At 64.3% G+C, this 18,314-nt stretch carries 19 protein-coding genes; 5 read left to right on the forward strand and 14 right to left on the reverse strand.

The features are described from left to right. Positions 1-53: 53 nt before the first annotated feature. From LB541_RS12125 to LB541_RS12135, 3 genes are all read left to right on the forward strand, one after another. Positions 54-1,592, forward strand: a complete 1,539-nt coding sequence (locus LB541_RS12125) for a sugar ABC transporter ATP-binding protein (RefSeq protein WP_224618557.1) — start codon at positions 54-56, stop codon at positions 1,590-1,592. A 50-nt stretch (positions 1,593-1,642) separates the two neighbouring features. Next, on the forward strand, positions 1,643-2,638 hold the full coding sequence (locus tag LB541_RS12130) for an ABC transporter permease (RefSeq protein WP_140517717.1): 996 nt from the start codon (positions 1,643-1,645) through the stop codon (positions 2,636-2,638). Positions 2,639-2,870: 232 nt separating this feature from the next. Continuing rightward, positions 2,871-3,389, forward strand: coding sequence for a DUF2231 domain-containing protein (locus LB541_RS12135; RefSeq protein ID WP_140625522.1), 519 nt, complete (start codon positions 2,871-2,873; stop codon positions 3,387-3,389). A gap of 56 nt (positions 3,390-3,445) precedes the next feature. On the opposite strand, the gene phnN is transcribed toward LB541_RS12135, so the two are convergent. From phnN to LB541_RS12180, 9 genes are all read right to left on the reverse strand, one after another. Next, complete coding sequence (phnN, locus tag LB541_RS12140) at positions 3,446-4,078, reverse strand: phosphonate metabolism protein/1,5-bisphosphokinase (PRPP-forming) PhnN (RefSeq protein WP_181169563.1); 633 nt, start codon at positions 4,076-4,078, stop codon at positions 3,446-3,448. Beyond that, positions 4,075-5,214, reverse strand: a complete 1,140-nt coding sequence (locus tag LB541_RS12145; protein ID WP_224618490.1) for an alpha-D-ribose 1-methylphosphonate 5-triphosphate diphosphatase — start codon at positions 5,212-5,214, stop codon at positions 4,075-4,077. Before LB541_RS12145 ends, phnN begins: the two co-directional genes overlap by 4 nt. A gap of 44 nt (positions 5,215-5,258) precedes the next feature. Further along, a complete protein-coding gene (locus LB541_RS12150; RefSeq protein ID WP_140625520.1) occupies positions 5,259-5,966 on the reverse strand; it encodes a DUF1045 domain-containing protein in 708 nt (235 codons plus the stop codon). Positions 5,967-6,117: 151 nt separating this feature from the next. Next, on the reverse strand, positions 6,118-6,930 hold the full coding sequence (gene iolB / locus LB541_RS12155) for a 5-deoxy-glucuronate isomerase (RefSeq protein WP_224618491.1): 813 nt from the start codon (positions 6,928-6,930) through the stop codon (positions 6,118-6,120). A gap of 4 nt (positions 6,931-6,934) precedes the next feature. After that, on the reverse strand, positions 6,935-7,153 hold the full coding sequence (locus LB541_RS12160) for a DUF3329 domain-containing protein (protein WP_140491266.1): 219 nt from the start codon (positions 7,151-7,153) through the stop codon (positions 6,935-6,937). Positions 7,154-7,193: 40 nt separating this feature from the next. Beyond that, complete coding sequence (iolE, locus tag LB541_RS12165) at positions 7,194-8,111, reverse strand: myo-inosose-2 dehydratase (protein ID WP_224618492.1); 918 nt, start codon at positions 8,109-8,111, stop codon at positions 7,194-7,196. A 144-nt stretch (positions 8,112-8,255) separates the two neighbouring features. Beyond that, a complete protein-coding gene (gene iolD / locus LB541_RS12170; RefSeq protein WP_140879302.1) occupies positions 8,256-10,106 on the reverse strand; it encodes a 3D-(3,5/4)-trihydroxycyclohexane-1,2-dione acylhydrolase (decyclizing) in 1,851 nt (616 codons plus the stop codon). Positions 10,107-10,140: 34 nt separating this feature from the next. Further along, positions 10,141-12,075 (reverse strand): bifunctional 5-dehydro-2-deoxygluconokinase/5-dehydro-2-deoxyphosphogluconate aldolase, encoded by a 1,935-nt coding sequence (locus LB541_RS12175; protein WP_140671622.1) that lies wholly within the window; start codon positions 12,073-12,075, stop codon positions 10,141-10,143. Between the two features lie 141 nt (positions 12,076-12,216). Continuing rightward, the gene (locus LB541_RS12180; RefSeq protein ID WP_181165350.1) at positions 12,217-13,062 is read right to left on the reverse strand and encodes a MurR/RpiR family transcriptional regulator; all 846 of its coding nucleotides are present in this window, start codon (positions 13,060-13,062) and stop codon (positions 12,217-12,219) included. Between the two features lie 155 nt (positions 13,063-13,217). On the opposite strand from LB541_RS12180, the gene LB541_RS12185 reads away from it, so the two are divergent. After that, entirely contained in the window at positions 13,218-14,327 is a 1,110-nt protein-coding gene (locus LB541_RS12185; protein ID WP_140491256.1) for a Gfo/Idh/MocA family protein, read from the forward strand. Between the two features lie 20 nt (positions 14,328-14,347). On the opposite strand, the gene LB541_RS12190 is transcribed toward LB541_RS12185, so the two are convergent. Next, entirely contained in the window at positions 14,348-15,046 is a 699-nt protein-coding gene (locus LB541_RS12190) for a helix-turn-helix transcriptional regulator (RefSeq protein WP_140625516.1), read from the reverse strand. 128 nt (positions 15,047-15,174) lie between these two features. Here LB541_RS12190 and LB541_RS12195 point away from each other — a divergent pair, with 128 nt between their 5' ends. Next, complete coding sequence (locus LB541_RS12195; RefSeq protein ID WP_224618493.1) at positions 15,175-15,777, forward strand: LysE family translocator; 603 nt, start codon at positions 15,175-15,177, stop codon at positions 15,775-15,777. A 43-nt stretch (positions 15,778-15,820) separates the two neighbouring features. On the opposite strand, the gene LB541_RS12200 is transcribed toward LB541_RS12195, so the two are convergent. From LB541_RS12200 to LB541_RS12215, 4 genes are all read right to left on the reverse strand, one after another. Next, positions 15,821-16,318: an SRPBCC family protein gene (locus LB541_RS12200; protein WP_140517729.1), complete on the reverse strand. Its 498-nt coding sequence runs from the start codon at positions 16,316-16,318 to the stop codon at positions 15,821-15,823. Then, positions 16,296-16,661, reverse strand: coding sequence for an ArsR/SmtB family transcription factor (locus tag LB541_RS12205; RefSeq protein WP_140676516.1), 366 nt, complete (start codon positions 16,659-16,661; stop codon positions 16,296-16,298). The genes LB541_RS12200 and LB541_RS12205 overlap by 23 nt, the downstream gene beginning before the upstream one ends. A gap of 219 nt (positions 16,662-16,880) precedes the next feature. Next, positions 16,881-17,972, reverse strand: a complete 1,092-nt coding sequence (locus tag LB541_RS12210; RefSeq protein ID WP_140561744.1) for a 3-deoxy-7-phosphoheptulonate synthase — start codon at positions 17,970-17,972, stop codon at positions 16,881-16,883. Positions 17,973-18,059: 87 nt separating this feature from the next. Then, positions 18,060-18,221 (reverse strand): hypothetical protein, encoded by a 162-nt coding sequence (locus tag LB541_RS12215; RefSeq protein ID WP_181167258.1) that lies wholly within the window; start codon positions 18,219-18,221, stop codon positions 18,060-18,062. Positions 18,222-18,314 lie beyond the last annotated feature (93 nt).

An 18,314-nucleotide genomic window follows, 5' to 3' on the forward strand; every position in this document is an offset into this window, starting at 1 on the left:
TTCGAGGCCAGTCAGTCTGCCAAGAGGTCGGCCCGCCAACGCTGTCAGGCATGATGAATTATTCCGACACATCCATCGCCGCGACCACCCCGTTCCTCAGTCTCGAGAACGTGCGCAAGACCTATCCGGGCGTCGTCGCGCTCGATGGCTTCTCGATGCAGGTCAGGCCGGGCGAGGTCATCGGCCTCGTCGGCGAGAACGGCGCCGGCAAATCCACCTTGATGAAGATCCTCGGCGGGGTGACGCGGCCCGACAGCGGCACCGTCACCGTCGACGGCACCGCCCATGACGGCCTGAGCGTCGAGGGCAGCCTGGGCTCCGGCATCGCCTTCGTCCATCAGGAACTCAACCTGTTCGAGAATCTCGACGTCGCTGCCAACATCTTCTTCGGCCGCGAACCGCTGCGCGCCGGGCCGCTCAGGCTCGTCGACCGCGCCAGGCTGCGCGCCATGGTGGCGCCGCTCCTGAAGCGCGTCGGCGCCAATTTCTCCGCCGACACGCCTGTCGCCGAACTGTCGCTCGCGCAGCAGCAGATGGTCGAGATCGCCAAGGCGCTGTCGATCAAGGCAAGGCTGGTCATCCTCGACGAACCGACGTCGAGCCTGCCGATCGCCGAGACCGACAAATTGCTCGACGTCATCAGGGCGCTGAAGGCGGACGGCATCAGCGTCATCTTCATTTCGCATCGCCTGCACGAGGTCGAGCGTGTCGCCGACCGCGTCATCGTGCTGCGCGACGGCATGCTGGCCGGCACCTTGCCCAAGCGCGACATCAACCACGACCAGATGGTCAAGCTGATGATCGGCCGCATGCTGAAGGAGCGCGAGAAGGCTTCCGAGGCGGCCCGCGCCCCCGGCGCCGTCGCCCTGTCGGCCAAGGCCATCCGCACCCCGACCTATCCCGGCCGCCCGGTAGATCTCGACGTCAGGCGCGGTGAAATCCTCGGCCTTGCCGGCCTTGTCGGTTCCGGCCGCACCGAGCTGGCGCGGGTGTTCTTCGGCATCGAAAGCAGCCTCGGCGGCACGCTCGAGCTCGCCGGCAAGCCGCTCGCCCTGGGCTCGGCGGCCGATGCCGTCGCGCACGGCATCTTCCTGGTGCCGGAGGACCGCAAGCTGACCGGCATCCTGCTCGACCTTTCGATCGCCCAGAACATTTCGCTGCCCAACCTGCCGGCGCATGCCAAGCGCTCCTTGGTGTCGACCAGCGCCGAAACGGCAACCGCCGAGAAGCAGAAAAAAGATCTCGGCATCAAGGCGCCCTCGGTGCAGACGCGCACCGGCACGCTGTCGGGCGGCAACCAGCAGAAGGTCGTGCTGGCCAAATGGCTGGCGATGAACCCCAAGGTGATGATCCTCGATGAGCCGACGCGCGGCATCGACATCGGCGCCAAGGCGGAGATCTACGGGCTGATGCGTGCGCTGGCCGACGCCGGCGTCGCCGTGCTGATGATCTCCAGCGACATGGAGGAGGTGATCGGCGTGTCCGACCGCATCGCCGTCATGCATGAGGGCCAGATCTCGGGCATTCTGGACAAGGACCAGTTCAGCCAGGAAAACGTGCTGCTGCTGGCGGTAGGCAAGCAGCCGAAATAATTCTGCCGCCGCGCCGCGGAAGCGCTCGGGCCGGCATTGGGGAGAAGATGATGAGCAAGAAAGATCTCGGCCTGCTGATCCTGATCCTGGTGGTCGGCGCCATCGTTGCCATCATCAATCCGCGCTTTCTGCTGCCGATCAACCTTGCCAACACCTCGAACCTGATCGGACTGTTCGGCATCCTGTCGATCGGCCAGGCCTTCGTCATCATCACCGGCGGCATCGAATTGTCGGTCGGCTCGCTGGTGGCGCTGCTGGGAACGCTTTTCATCGACTTCATCGCCGTGCGCGGCATGGAATGGCCGCTGGCCTTCGTGCTCATCCTGGTGCTCGGTGCCATCATCGGCCTGGCGCATGGCTGGCTGATCACGCGGCTCAAATTGCAGCCCTTCGTGGTGACCTTGTGCGGCCTTTTGATCTATCGCGGCGTCGCCCGCTTCTACACCGCCGACGGCACCGCCGGCTTCGCCTTCGGCCAGAATTTCCCGGAGCTCGAATTCTTGACCGCCGGCCGCTCCTGGGGCGTGCCGAACTCCTTCTTCGCCCTGATCGTCATCGCCATCGTCATGTGGGTGGTGCTGCACCGCTCGGTGTTCGGCCGCTATCTCTACGCCATCGGCAAGAACGAGGAGGCGGCGAAATATTCCGGCATCCGCACCGGGCGTGTCGTCATGGCCGCCTACGTCATCTGCGGGGTACTGACGGCGCTGTCGGCGATCTATTTCGCCATGTACACGCGATCCATCTCGCCGGCCAGCCACGGCCAGTTCTACGAGCTTTACGCCATTGCCGCGGCCGTGCTCGGCGGCTTCTCGCTGCGCGGCGGCGAGGGCTCGCTGATCGGCGTCATCCTCGGCACCGTGCTGCTGCAGGAGCTGCAGAACCTCGTCAATCTGCTCGGCATCCCGTCCTCGCTCAACTTCGCGGTGATGGGCGGCGTCATCCTCATCGGCGTGCTGATCGACCAGCAGTGGGGCGTGTTCCGCGCGCGGCGGCGCATGGTCGACGCCAGCCGCAAGAGCATCGCCGGGGCAGCGGCGGAATAGTCAGGGGCAAAAAGCCGCCGTCCGCCGTGGCCGTCGAAAGATAACGCCGCTCTATCTCGCCCGCCCCGCAATTCCGCTCGATCTGTTGTCGGCCGTATCTGTGCGGCCCCAAGTGACTTGAGTGCAAAAGGGGGGCGGCATCGCGAAAAACGGTCTTGCGAGCTTCCATCCGGATTGGAACGAAACCCTTATCTGGGCGTTGTTCAAAGCTTTTCTATTCGGAGGCATTGTCATGGCCGCGAATCCGCTAAGCACCGCCAAGGTGGGAGGTCATCCCATCCATCCGATGCTCATTCCCTTTCCTGTCGCGTTCCTTGTCGGCGCGTTTCTCACCGATTTGATGTTCTGGGGCACTGCCGACGCCTTTTGGGCACGCGCGTCGATGTGGCTGATTGGGGCAGCCATCGTCATGGCTCTCCTGGCGGCGATTGCCGGCTTTATCGATTTCCTGAGCGAGCCGCGCATCCGCGCCCTGACGGACGCCTGGTACCACATGGTCGGCAATTTGACCGCCGTCGTTCTGGCGCTGATCAATTTCTATCTTCGCTACAGCCAAGGCGCCGAAGCGGCAGTTCGCCCATGGGGAGTGCTGCTTTCATTGATCGTTGTCTGCATCCTGCTGTTTACCGGCTGGAAAGGCTGGGAAATGGTGTACCGCCATCACGTCGCGGTTCTGGACGCGCCGACACAACCTTCGGCAACGCCGTCGGCCGGCACGCGTCGTGCCGATCACGACCGGCACGCGGCATAAAACGAAGGCGCATTCGATATTCAGGTCAGGCGGGCGCCACCTGACCATCAACACCTTTAGTCGATCAGCCCCGACATGTCGGAGAATGCCATCGCCTTGCGCAGCACCTCGGCAAAGCGCTCGCCTGCCGCTTCGCGCGAACCGCTATTGTCGATTGAGGTGACGCCGGGTCCGGAGAGCGTCACAGGGGCGCTTCGCGCCAGGCGTGCCAGAACCTCCCCGCGCGACTCGCGGCCACGCATCGCCAGCCGCCCGGCCAGCACATCGGGCGAAGCGGTGATCTCGACGACGGCCAGGTTGGCATAGCGCTTCCGCAAGCTAGGGATGATCGCACGCGATACATTGGCGACAGCGACATGGCCGTTGGCCACTGCCCAATCGACCTCGGCCGGCAGGCCGTAGCGCAGGCCGTGCGCTTCCCAGGAAACGGCGAAGGCGCCGTCGGCTTCGGCCTCGATGAAGGCGGCATCGGCCAGCGTGTCGTGATCCTCGCTTGCCGTGTCGCTCGGTCTGGTGATGACGCGGCGCACGAATTCCAGCCGCGTCTCGTCGGCGAAGAGCGCCTTGGCATGGCCGATGATCGTATCCTTGCCGGCGCCGCTCGGGCCCACCACGGCAACGAAGACGCCGTCGCGTATCGGAAACGCCTCGGCCGACAGTTCACGCTCGATCAATGCCGAAGCCATCACGCGACCCGCCGCCCCTGCCGCCAGACCGTGCGCACCACCGGAACGTGGTCGTCGAGGCGCACGCGCACCAGGTCGGCCCGGCGGCCCTCTTCGATGACGCCGCGATCGGAAAGACCGACGGCCTCGGCCGGGTTCTTGGACACCATTGCCACCGCCTGCGGCAGGGAAATGCTATCGACGACGTCGCCGAGAAAGAAGGCGGACTGGATCAGGCTGAAGGGGATGTAGTCGGACGACAATATGTCGAGCAGGCCGTCGCTGGCCAGCGTGCGCGCCGAGACATTGCCCGAATGGGAGGCGCCGCGCATGACATTGGGCGCGCCCATCAGCACGCCGAGCCCGGCATCCTTCGAAGCTCTGGCGGCCTCCTCGGTGGTCGGGAATTCGGCAACGCGCACGCCTTGCTCGATGGCTTCGTCGACATGGCCCGTCGTCGCATCGTCATGGCTCGCAAGCACGATGCCGCGCTCGTGGCAGGCGGCGGCGATGAAGACGCGGTTCGGGGCCGAATTCCGGGCCGATTCGCCCATCCGCTTCTCGCAGAATTTCTGGAAATCGTGATCGGTCAGCTTCAGCTTGCGTTGGTAGTAGTAGGCGTAGGTTTCGAGGTTGACGAACTGGCGCTGGCCTGGCGCATGGTCCATCAGCGAGGCGAGCTTCACCCGTTCGTCCGTCTCGAAATTGGCGAAGGCCCTGAGGCAATCCGGCGCCGAGACCTCGCAGCGTAGATGGATGAAATGATCGGCCCGCAATCGATCCATCCGCACGCTGTCCTCGATCGCATCGGCGAGCTTGCGGATGTCGGCGGCGTTGAGATCGGCATCCTCGTCCATGCCGACACGCAAGGCATCGAGCACGGTGGTAATGCCGGCGGTCGCCACTTGCGCGTCATGGGCGAGCACGGCGGCGATCGGATTCCAACGCACCTTGGGCCGCGGCGCATAGTGGCCTTCCAGGTGATCGGTGTGCAGCTCGACCAGTCCCGGAATGATGAAGTCGCCAGCCATGTTCTCGCCGGCTCGCACGGCGCCGGCGGATATGTCGGCGATCAGACCGTCACGCATCACGAGCGAGCCGTCGATGATCTCGTCGGCAAGAATGATGCGGGCGTTGCTCAGAATGGTCTCGGCGGTCATTTCAGGCAGTCCTTGGTTTTTTCTGGCCTTTACGGCTTGTTGCTTCAGGCGGTTTTTCTGGCCGGACGGCGCCCGAGCGCGTGCTGGGAAAGCACCATGAACGGGGCGCCGGGTTCGGGCTCGATGAACAACGTCAGCGCGTCCACCGGAACCGGCTGGCGCAGCACCTCGGCGAACAGGCCCTCGATTGCCAGGCGAAGACGAGGGCTTTCCTGTGGCCCGGCCCTGCCGGACAGCGTCATGTGAAAGCGGAAGCTCTCGAAGACGTAAGGATAGCCCCATTGGCAGAGATTGCGGAATTCGCCCGGCTTCAGCGAGTCTGGGCTGCGCCGCTCGATCTCTGCCTCCGTCAACGGCGCGCGAAAGCGGTCGAAATCGCGCACCACGTCATCGGCGAAGCGACTGAGCGGAGGCAATGGCGCCTCCGGCACCAGTGCGAAGAAACCGTCGATCTGGCTGACGACGAGACGCGGGATCATCACAACGGGCGTCGCCTCGGCAAAGGCGTCGAGCGCTGCGCGCAACGAGGCTTCGGTTTCGTTGGCCGCTAACCGGAAAGGGGCTTTCAGCGTTGCGTGAAAACCATAGCGCCGTGCCGATGCGGTGTGGAAGGCGACTTCCGCCGCCGACAAATCGCCCACCGCCTCCACCGGTCGCGTCGCGGCGCCGAACGGGTCACGGCCCAGCCAGTTGGCGGCGATCCGCGCCAATTTTTCGTCCTGTTGGGGGGTGAAGTAGATGGCGTAGCGCATCGAAAATCCTCGTCAGCCCGTTGCCATAGGTGATTTCCATGACGGATTGACGAAGCTTTGAAGGGTTTTCGAAGGCAAATCGACCCCGCCGGTCCTTAGCCGACGATTTTTCGGATCTGGACCAACAGGTTCAGCCGTGAACCCGCAACGGTCAGGCCTTCATCAGCCATTCGTGCTCGGGCGCATTGTGGAATTTCCACGTCCGCTTCGGGCCGGCCATGACGTTGAGATAGTAGAGGTCGTAGCCATGGCAAGCCGCGCAGGGGTGATAGCCCTTGGGCACCAGCACGACGTCGCCGTCCTCGATCGCCATCGCCTCGTCCAGCGCGCGGGAGCCGTCCTTGTCGGCGTCGGTATAGACCCGCTGGAAAGCAAAGCCCTGCGGCGGGTTGAGGCGGTGATAATAGGTCTCCTCGAGATAGGATTCGTTAGGCAGATTGTCCTGGTCGTGCTTGTGCGGCGGATAGCTCGACGTATGGCCGCCGGGCGTGATGACCTCGACCACCAGCAGCGAATCGGCCGGCTTGCCCTCGGGCAGGATGTTGGTGACGTAGCGCGTATTGGTGCCCTTGCCGCGCACCTCCTGGCCGAGGTCGTCAGGCCCGATGACGCGAACCGGCAGGCCGCCGCTCAATCCCGGCGCCGAGCAGACCGCCAGTTCCAGTCCGCTATCAGCCGTCACCGACCAGTCCGATCCCTGCGGCACATAGACCGACCATGGTTTGCCTTCGAAGGGCGACATGCGCTGGCCAAGCAGGCCGAGATCCTTGCCGCCGGCCGTGACCGTGCCCTTGCCGGTAACGAACACCAGGCAGACTTCGCGATCGTCCGTTGTTCCCGAAGCCGTTTGCCCTGATTTCAGCCGGTGCAGGTCGAACCCGACATAGGTCCACCCGGCGCTTTGCGGGGTGACATGCGCGACACGGCCATGGCCCTTGTCGGCTTTGACCAGCAGCTTCGACATCCGGTTACTCCTTCGGTTCGACTTCGGCGGGCGCCTTGTTCTCGTCGGCCGGCTTGTAGAGATAAAAAAACTGCCAGACGCCATAGCCGGCGAAGCCCAGCGCGATCACGCCCCAGAACGGCGTGCCGCTCGCGAATTCGATGATCGACCAGATGACGCAGACCGCGACGACGGCGACACGCCGCCACAATGGCCGGAAGAAGGGGTGCTCGGAATCTTTCATCGCGGCAACCTACAGCAAGCCCGGCCTGGCGAGAACCCGATCAGACATCGGGGAAGCCCTGGGTCTCGACCGTGTAGCCGGCCGCCGTCATCACCCGCATCAACTCCTTGTGGCCCACCTGCGCCATCTTGAGCGGCGGGTTCTTCTTCGGGTCCTGTTCGGCCTCGACCACGAACCAGCCTTCATAGCCGTGGTCGGCGAAACGCTGCACGATGGCGCCGAAATCCAGCGAGCCGTCGCCCGGCACGGTGAAGGCGCCGAGAACCACCGCATCGAGGAAGGACTGCCTCGTGCGGTCGAGCTTCTCGATCACGCCCATGCGTACGTCCTTCACATGCACATGGCTGATGCGCTTGTGGTGATTGTCGATGGCGCGCAGCACATCGCCGCCGGCAAAGGCCAGATGTCCAGCGTCAAGCAGCAGCGGAATGCCCGCTCCGGAATGGCGCATGAAGGCGTCGAGCTCCGCCTCGGTCTCGACCACCGCCGCCATATGGTGATGATAGGAAAGCGGCATGCCTTGCTCGGCGCACCATTCGCCGAATTCGGTCAGGCGCCTGGCATAGGCCTTCATCTCGTCGCTCGAGAGTTTCGGCTTGGTGGCGAGCGGCTTCGAGCGGTCGCCCTGGATCGAACGGCCAACCTCGCCATAGACGATGCAAGGCGCGTTGACCGCCTTGAACAGGTCGATCATCGGCTGGATGCGATCCTTGTTCTTGCTCATCTCCTCGTCGACCAGCGTGCCCGAGAACCAGCCGCCGCACAGTGTGACGTCAGCCGCCTTCAGGATCGGCAGCATCACCTTGGGGTCCTTGGGAAAGCGCCGTCCCATCTCCATGCCGGTGAAGCCGGCCGAACGCGACTGGCGTAGGCACTCCTCCAACGACACGTCGTCGCTGAGTTCCGCAAGATCGTCGTTCCACCACGCGATGGGGGACATGCCCAATTTGGCTTTCAAGTCGTCACTCCGGTTCTTGTTCACCCTCCCCCTTGTGGGGAGGGTCGCTGCGAAGCAGCGGGGTGGGGGTGCGGCGCCAGACCCCACCCGGACCTTCGGTCCGACCTCCCCACAAGGAGAGGTAGGGGGTGGGCAGCGCCGAGATCAATCGCCGACGCTCTGCATCCGCCGCTTCTCGTCATAGACCTTGCGCGCCGCGTTCACTTGGCTGCGCTCGGAGACTTCCGGCACCGCCACGTCCCACCAGTGGCCGCCGGCATCGGTGGAGACCAGCGGATCGGTGTCGATGACCAGTACCGTGGTGCGGTCGTTGCCTTTCGCCTGAGCCAGCGCCGTCTCCAGCCCTGCGATCGACGAAACCTTCTCGGCGATCGCCCCCATGCTCGCGGCGTGCGCGGCAAAGTTGACGTCGGGCAGCACCTCGTGGCGCGCATCCTTCAGGAGATTGTTGAAGTTGGCGCCGCCGGTCGCCATCTGCAGCCGGTTGATGCAGCCAAAACCCCTGTTGTCGAGCAGCACGATGGTCAGCTTCAGGCCGAGCATCACCGAGGTGGCGATCTCGGAATTGAGCATCAGATAAGAGCCGTCGCCGATCATGACGACGACCTCTTCTTCAGGCTTGGCCATCTTGGTGCCGAGCCCGCCCGCAATCTCATAGCCCATGGTCGAGAAGCCGTATTCTGCGTGGTAGGAGCCGGGCGCGCCGGCCTGCCAAAGCTTGTGCAATTCGCCCGGCAGCCCGCCGGCGGCGTTGAGCAGCGTCACGCCGGAGCCCATGGCGCGTTGCACGGCGCCGATCACCTGCGCGTCGGAAGGGTAGGCGGCATTGGTCGACGCCGTCACCTTGGCGGCTTCGGCCTGCCATTCCTTCTTGCCGGCTGCCGCATTGTCGGTCCAGGCGGATGGCGCCTTCCAACCCTTCAGCGCGGCACCGAGTTCGGCCAAGCCTTCGGCCGCGTCGGCGACCAGCGGCGATGCCCGATGCTTGCCGGCATCGAAAGGCTGCACATTCAAGCCGATGATGGTCTTGCCCGAATTCTTGAACAGCGCCCAGGAGCCGGTGGTGAAATCCTGCAGGCGCGTGCCGATGGCGAGCACGACATCGGCCTCTTCCGCCAGCCGGTTGGCGGCCGACGTGCCGGTGACGCCGATCGCCGCCATGTTGAGCGGATGATCGTCCGGCAGCGAGGATTTGCCGCCCTGCGTTTCGCAGACCGGAATGCCGGCGCCTTCAACGAATTTCGCCAGTTCGTCCGAGGCCCGAGAATAGAGCACGCCGCCGCCGGCGATCACCAGCGGCTTGCTTGCGCTCTTCAGCGCTGCAACCGCAGCCGCCAATTCAGCCCGATCCGGGCGCGGCCGGCGCTGGCACCAGACCCGTTCGGCAAAGAAGCTCTCGGGATAGTCATAGGCCTCGGCCTGCACGTCCTGGCAGAGCGACAAGGTCACCGGCCCGCATTCGGCCGGGTCGGTCAGCACGGCCATGGCGCGGTTGAGCGCCGGGATGATCTGCTCCGGCCGCGTGATGCGGTCGAAATAGCGCGACACCGGACGAAAACAGTCATTGACCGTCGCCGTGCCGTCGGAAAAATCCTCGGCCTGCTGCAGCACCGGGTCGGGAATGCGGTTGGCGAAGACGTCGCCCGGCAGAAACAGGACAGGCAACCTGTTTACATGCGCAAGTGCCGCCGCCGTCACCATGTTGAGCGCGCCGGGTCCGATCGAAGAGGTGGCGGCCATGAAGCGGCGACGGAAATTGGCCTTGCCATAGGCGATCGCCGCATGCGCCATCGCCTGTTCGTTGTGGGCGCGGAAAGTCGGCAGTTCGTCGCGCACCTGGTAGAGCGCCTCGCCGATGCCGGCGACATTGCCGTGGCCGAAGATCGCCCAGACGCCGCCGAAGATCGGCACCTTTGCGCCGTCGATCTCGGTCTTCTGTTTGCTCAGGAAACGGGTCAGCGCCTGCGCCATCGTCAGGCGGATTGTCTTGCTCATTGGTTTCCTCCGCAGTCCCTGTGCCCGTGCCTTCTTATGCTGCTTTACGGCCGCGCGCGGCAAGCCATGCCTCGGTCAGCTGCTCGAAGCGCGATGCCATGTCGGCAACCGCTTCGTCGTCCGACATCCTGCCGGAAAGCCATTGTTCGGCGGCGTTGATGAAGATGGTGCGGCCGACCGCGAAACCCTTCACGATAGGAGCCTTGGCCGTCGCTGCGAAGGCGGCCTCCAACTCGTCCTGCGGCGCCTCCAGGCCGAGCAGCACGACGCCGCGGCACCAGGGGTCGTTCTTCAGGATCACGGCCTCGATCTTCGTCCACGCGCCTGCGGATGCCTGCGGTTCGAGCTTCCACCAATCCGGCTTGATGCCGAGCGCATAGAGTTCCTCAAGCGCACGCGGGATGGTCGTGTCGTCGAGCTTGCCGTGCTTGCCGGCGATGATCTCGATGAGAAGCTCCCTGCCCACTTTCCGCGCGGCCTCGAACAGAGTGCGTAATTTCTGCTGCTGTTCCTCCTTCAAGCCCGGCGGATCGTCGGGATGATAGAAGCACAGGCATTTGATGCAGTGGTCGACCGGCCATTCGGTGAGCTGCGAACCGATGTCCTGCGAGAATTCGAAGCGCAGCGGCCGCGAGCCCGGCAGCTCCACCGGCCGCCCGAGCCAGGCAAAGGAATGCCTGGCGAATTCGAACATCGCCTCGCGGCCATGCCTCTCGTCGAGCAGCATGCCGTATCCGTCGCGCCCGGCGGCGACCTTGGCCGCCGCCTTCACCGTCAGCACCTTGAAGTCCTCGATGCGCGAGGCATCGGCGCCGGTCTTGGCCGCCACGTCCTCGAGCTGCACCCGGTGATCGCAGGCGAACGCCATCAGCGAGGGAATGTCGTGCCGGCGCGTCGTTGCCCAATGGATGTGGTTGATCGCCTCGTCCTTGCGCAAGGCCAGATGCCTGCTGCCGTGCTCGAGGAAGAACTGCAATTCCTCGAAGGTCGGATATTCCGGCGCGCACAACAGCCGCGACACGGCGAAGGCGCCGCAGGCATTGGCCCAGGTCGCCGCCGTGGCAAGGCTTTCGCCGCCCAGCCAGCCGCGCAGGAAGCCCGACATGAAGGCATCGCCGGCGCCAAGCACGTTGTAGATCTCGATCGGAAAACCCTTGCCGACCACGCCGTCCTCGAGATCGTCGCTGATAGGCCCGTCATAGACGATGCAACCCATGGCGCCGCGCTTCAAGACGATGGTGGCCGGGGACAGCGAACGGATCGTCTTCAGGGCGCTCAGGCAGTCGTCGGCGCCCGAGGCGATCATGATCTCTTCCTCGGTGCCCACGACGAGGTCGCAATCGGGCAGCACCGTCTTCAACTGCGCCGAGACGCGGTCGGACTTGACGTAGCGCTCAAAACCCTCGGCGTGGCCGGCCAGGCCCCAGAGGTTCGGCCGGTAGTCTATGTCGAACACGACCTTGCCGCCCTTGGCCTTCATGATGCGGATCGCCTTGCGCTGGGCGGCATCGCTGTTGGGCCGGGAAAAATGCGTGCCGGTGACGACGACCGCGCGAGCCGAGGAAATAAACGTCTCGTCGATGTCCTCCTCGGCCAGCGCCATGTCGGCGCAGTCGGAGCGGTAGAAGATCATCGGCGAAACGCCTTCGCTCTCGACCGAAAGCAGCACCAGCGCGGTCAATCGCTCCTTGTCGGTCTTCAGCCCGTCGGTGTTGACGCCTTCGCGCTTCAATTGTTCACGGATGAAGCGGCCCATCTGCTCGTCGCCGACCCGCGTCAGCAGCGCCGAACGCAGGCCGAGCCGCGCCGTGCCGACCGAGATGTTGGCCGGGCAGCCGCCCACCGACTTGGCGAAGGAGGTGATGTCCTCCAGCCGCGAGCCGATCTGCTGGCCATAGAGGTCGACGGAAGCCCGGCCGATGGTGATGACGTCGAGCGCAGCGTATTTCGCGTCCACGGCTTCGCTCATTGGAACCTCCCGTCGGGCCTGTTATGTTGGGGTACACGCGCGAGCGGCAGCGTGGCGCCGAAAAATATGAAATAATAATTCCAATCCATAGTCAATATGGAATGAGCATTCCCCGATCTAAAATCGCCTTTTGCCTTCCCCTCAGGCCTTGCGCCCCTTGCCGGGGTTGCGCCGCTTCTCGCCGACGCCAACGGTCAGCGCCATGGCCAGCGCCATCGTCGCCGATAGCGAGCGGAAGCCGGCAAAATCCGCCTCGGCAACCTCGAACCAGACGCTGGCGAACTGAGCAAGCGGTGAAAACGAGCTGTCGGTGATGGCAATGATGGGCACGCCCTGTTCGGAAATCGTGCGCGCCTCCTCGATCGTGGCCGGCGCATAGGGCGAGAAGGAAATGGCGACGACGGCATCCGCGGGCGTCGCAAAGCTGACCATCTCGGCGTTGAGGCCGGCGGCTGATTCGATCAGCTGGTTGCGGATCTTCAGCTTGCCAAGCGCATAGGCGATGTAGGACGCCACCGGATAGGAGCGCCGCTTGGCCAGCACATAGATGGTCTGTGCCTTGGCCAGCAGGGAAATCGCTTCTTCCAGATGCGCGTCGTCCAGCGTGCGCGAAATGTCGTTGAGCGAGGTGCTGGCGGCGGCGACGAAGCCGTCGAAGATCGCCCGGTGGCCGGCGCCGCCCTCGGCCTTGGCGCGCAGCGCCTGCAGCCGTTCGTCATAGGAGGAGTTGCGCTCGCGCAGCCGTTCGCGAAACACCTGCTGCAGGCTGGTGAAGCCGTCAAAGCCGAGCTGCTGGGCAAAGCGGATCAGCGTCGAGGGCTGCACGCCGGCCGAGGCGGCGATGCTGGCGGCGGTGCCGAAGGCGATATCGTCGGGATTGTCGAGCGCATAAGCGGCGATCTGGGCGATGCGCTTGGGCAGGCTTTCGCGCCGATCGAGGATCGTGGCGCGCAGCGTCTCGAAGTCGCGAGGTACCCGTTCGTCCATCGTCGGCCCGTCCAAGCTCATCGGTGAAGCGTCCTCTCTGCCCCATCATAGCGAGGCTGCGCAAGAACACCATAAAAAATGAGGCAGACATTCCATTCCGAACAAAAATGGACTAATTCATCCACGGAGCATCTATGACGGTGGAGGAACGGAAAATGGTCGGCGTCGGTCTTATCGGCACGGGATTTATGGGCAAGTGCCACGCCATCGCGTGGAGTGCCGTCGGCGCCGTCTTTCCAGACATGACCAAACCGCGGCTTGTCCATCTCGGCGAGGTCAATGAGGATCTCGCCAGGCGCAAGGCCGGCGAGTTCGGTTTCGCCAGGGCGTCCGGTGACTGGCGCGCCGTCGTCAACGATCCCGAAGTGGACGTCGTCTCGCTCACCACGCCCAACCAGTTCCATCCGGAAATGGCCATCGCAGTTCTCGAGGCCGGCAAGCATTTGTGGTGCGAAAAGCCGATGGCGCCGAGCTTCGCCGAAGCCGAGGCGATGGCGGCCGCGGCGAAGAAATCCGGCAAGGTCGCGGCGCTCGGTTACAATTACATCCAGAGCCCGGCCATCCGCCACATCGGCGCGCTGCTCGACGAAAACATCATCGGCGAGGTCAACCATCTGCGCATCGAGATGGACGAGGATTTCATGGCCGATCCCGAGGCGCTGTTCTTCTGGAAGCACGAGGCATCTTCCGGCTATGGCGCGCTTGATGATTTCGCCGTGCATCCGCTGTCGCTGGTGTCGACCCTGTTCGGCCGCGTCGCCAGCGTCATCTGCGACATGGCCAAGCCCTATGCCGACCGCAAGCTGGCCGCCGGCGGCCGCCGCGCGGTCGAGACCTACGACATTGCCTCCGTGCTGATGCATCTGGAGAACGGCATCGCCGGCACGCTTCTGGTCAACCGTTCGGCCTGGGGCCGCAAGGGCCGCATCGCCGTCCAGATCTTCGGCTCCAAGGGCTCGATCCTGTTCGACCAGGAGCGGATGAATGAGTTCCAGCTCTACCTCACATCGGATCGCCCGACCGAACAGGGCTATCGCACCATCCTCGTGTCGCCACAGCACAAGCCCTACGACCTGTTCGTCCCCGCGCCCGGGCATAGTCTTGGCTTCAATGATCTCAAGATCATCGAATGCCATGAACTGCTGACCCGGCTCGCCGGCAGACCGGCGCGGCTCATCGAATTCGACGAAGGTCTGGAGATCGAGCGCACCGTGCATGCGATGGCGCGATCGTTCGAGGAAAAGCGCTGGGTGGATGTAAGATAGAGTTCGCTACCCTGGTCGGTTTAGCCGGCGGCCGCTGCATTGACCTCCCATCCATTGACCCAGATCTGCCGCAACCGATCGCCTTCGCCCTTGAAGCGCAGTCCGGTCGGCCGGCAATCCTCGATGCGGTCGCTGCGGAAATTGCGGATCGCCTGGCGTAGCTCGCACCAGGCGACGATGTTGGCGGTCTCGGCATAATAGATCAGCGCGATCGGGCGGATGAGGCGCTCGGAAGCGCGGCCAAGCTCGTCGCGATAGGAGAGGTCGAGCTTCTCCTCGTCGCGTATGGCGCGGCGCACCAGCGCCAGGTCGATCGCACCTGCAGAGGGCGCAGCGAATCCCCACGCATGCAGCGCATTGGCGTCGAGCGTCTGGCGCAAAGGCGGCGGTACGGCGCCGGCGATCTTGGCGCCGACGCGCTTGGCTGCCTGCTTGAGCTCGTCGTCGCCCGTGCGCTCCAGCAGCGCCAGTGACAGCACGATCGCCTCCATCTCCTCGATCGAAAACATCAGAGGCGGCAAGTCGAAGCCGGGGCGCAGGATATAGCCGATGCCCCTCCCGCCCTCGATCGGCACGCGCATGGCCTGAAGCGCTGCGATGTCGCGATAGATCGAGCGTATCGTCACCTCCAGCTGCGCGGCTATCATTGCCGCCGTCACCGGCTGCCGCGCCAGCCGCAGGATCTGGATGATCTCGAACAGGCGCGACGCCTTGCGCATTTTTCTCACCGGTGCCGATCACAACTGACACACCATCGTCAGTTGCGTCGGCCTATAGGACCGCCTATCGGGTTGAAAATCAACAGGTTCCGCTGCGGCTGGGCCGAGCGGGGCGACAGGCAACTGACATGGGCTATGCCGAAAATCTCTGGCTGTTCTTTATCCTGCTGTTCGGCATCATCGCCGTTCCAGGCATGGACATGCTGTTCGTGCTGGCCAATGCGCTGACCGGCGGGCGCGACAGGGGCCTTGCCGCGACCGGCGGTATCATGGTCGGCGGCCTGGTGCACACGCTGAACGGCGCGATCGGCGTCGGCCTGCTGATGCATTTCATGCCGATCCTGTTCAAGCCGCTGCTGATTGCAGGCGCCGCCTACATGGCCTTCATCGGCATCACGCTGATGCGCAGCTCCATCACTGTCGGTCACGACGGGCCCGCCGGCAGCCGCTCTGCATGGAAGGCGTTTCGCCAAGGCCTCGTGACCTGCCTGATCAACCCGAAGGCCTATCTCTTCGTGCTCGCCGTGTATCCGCAGTTCCTGAAACCGGACTACGGCCCGATCTGGATGCAGGCGACGGTGATGGGCCTGCTGACCGTGCTGACGCAGGCCGCGATCTATGGCGGGCTCGCAATATCGGCCGGCCGCAGCCGCAAGCTGCTGATCGCTAATCCGCGAGCGCTCTTCGCGGTGTCCGTGTTCACCGCATGGGAAGGGCTGAGGGCGGCGTAATGCCGGGCTAGACCGGACCGCCGCCCTTCTGGCGCCGGCCGGATCAGGCGGCGCCCTGCAGCGTGGCGAGAAGCTCGTCCAGCTGCTCGAATTGCTCGGACATCGCATCCGCCGCCCCGGCGCCGGCGTCGAGGGCTTCCTTCGAGGGATAGAGCTCGCGCATGACCAGCAGCGTCTTGCCGCCTTTTTCCTCGAAGGTCACCGTGGTGACGGGTCCACCCTCACCCCCTTCGTCATTGGTCCAGACGAGGCGCGAGTGCGGTGTCACTTCGAGATACCTGCCGAAGAACTCGGCAGGGTTCGAGCCGTCATGCCCGAACACCAAACGGTACCCGCCTCCCACACGAACATCCATCTCGCAGGAACGCAGGAACATGCCCATCGACTTCGGCACCCACCACTGCTTGAACAGCTCAGGCTTGGTCCACGCCTCGAACACGATGCGCGCAGGCGCGTCGAAGCTTCGCGTAACGACCAACTCCCGGTCGGACCTCCGTTCCACCGTCGTGCGTTTGGCCTCACTCGCTCTTCCTGCGTCCATCGACTTCCTCCTTGCGTTTCAATTCCTCGACAACCTTGTCCAGCTCGTCGAAGCGTGCGGCCCAGAGCTGCCGGTATCTCTCGATCCATTCCGCCTCATCCTCCAGGCGGCGCAGGCCCAGCTTGCAGGTCCGCACGCGCCCGACCTTCCGCGTCGTGACGAGTCCCGCCTGCTCCAGGACGCCGACATGCTTCTTCATGCCCGTGAGGGTCATGTGGAATTTCTGGGCCAGGTCCGTGATCGAAGCGTCCGCACGGCCGAGCTGCTCCAGAACCCCGCGTCGGGTGGCGTCCGAAAGCGCGGCGAACGAGGCATCCAGGCGGGTCGCGGAATACTGAACCATTTGGTTCAGTATGTAACACGGGGATCGGTGGCATGCAAGGGAGGTGGAGGGCTGCGGCCCTAGAGCAATTCCAAGAAAAGTGCGTGCGGTTTTCTGTCCGGAATTGCGTCAAAACAAAGAGTTAGAGCGGTTCGCCGTTTCCATGAAACGGTGAACTGCTCTAAGGGCGGCGTGGTCCTGGGCTGAAACCGGAAACGCCGCCCTTATGCTCCAACCGGATCAGGCGGCGCCCTGCCGGCTCTCCATCAAGGCGCGGCGCGCCGACCGGCGCCATTCCACGGCGCCGGCAAGGCCGTGCAGCACCGTCTCCGTGGCCGCCCAGTCGATGCAGCCATCGGTGATGCTCTGGCCGTAGACGAGCTGCTTGCCCGGCACGACATCCTGCCGGCCGGCGACGAGATTGCTCTCGATCATGACGCCGATAATGCGCTCGTCCCCCGCCGCGACCTGTCCCGCCACGTCAGCCGCGACCTTGGGCTGGTTCTCCGGCTTCTTGGCTGAGTTGGCATGGCTGACATCGATCATCAGGCGGGGCGCGATACCGATGCGGGCGAGTTCGACCGAGGCGGCCTCGACGCTTGCCGCGTCATAGTTGGGCTGAACGCCGCCACGCAGGATGACATGGCAATCCTCGTTTCCGGTCGTTGCCGCGATCGCACTGCGTCCGCCCTTGGTCACCGCCATGAAATGATGCGGCTGGGCGGCGGATTTCACCGCCTCGGCAGCGATCCTGAGATTGCCGTCGGTGCCGTTCTTGAAGCCGACCGGACAGGACAGGCCCGAGGCCAGCTCGCGATGGATCTGGCTCTCGGTCGTGCGCGCGCCGATCGCGCCCCAGGCGACGAGGTCGGCAATGTATTGCGGCGTGGTCATGTCGAGGAATTCGGTCGCCGCCGGCAGGCCCAGATTGTTGACGGCCGACAGCACATTGCGGGCCATCCGCAGCCCCTTGTCGATGTTGAAACTGCCGTCGAGGTCGGGGTCGTTGATCAGGCCCTTCCAGCCGACCGTCGTGCGCGGCTTTTCGAAATAGACCCGCATCACGATCTCGAGCCGGTCGGACAGAGCTTCGCGCAGCGCCGCCAGACGGCTGGCATAGTCAACGGCCGCGACCGGATCGTGGATGGAACAAGGGCCGACGATGACAACAAGTCGGTCGTCGGCCCCGGTCAGGATGGAGTGGATGGCGTTGCGCGAGGCGGCAACGGTGCGCGTCGCCGTGAGTGAGCGCGGTATCTCGCGCATCACCTCTTCCGGCGTGCTCAGCAGTCTCAGTTCCTTGACCCGAAGGTCGTCTGTGGTGGTCAACACGGCTTCTGCTCCTGGTTGGGAGACCTGCCGGCTGAAAACAAAAAAGCCGCCAGGTCTGGCGGCTTGTCGGACTGTTTGCTGCAATCTTCAGATCGAGCGCAATCCTCCCGCCGCCAGCGAGCTGCTAAAGTACCAATAGGTGGCGGTCAGGTGGATCATGCGGCTCATATAGTCGAAGCGGCGGCGTTTGTCACGTACCCTGGTAGCAAGCAATTTCAGGTGAGGGCCGAGCCTTTGCGATTTCGTCATTCTAGGGCGAAGCAGGAGCGAAGCTCCGTCGCGGAGACCCTGGGATCCATGCCGCGACCTAGATGGGAGAGTGCTGCGGTGCAGAATCTTGCG

This window comes from Mesorhizobium sp. BR1-1-15, assembly GCF_020165475.1.
Lineage (GTDB): Bacteria > Pseudomonadota > Alphaproteobacteria > Rhizobiales > Rhizobiaceae > Mesorhizobium.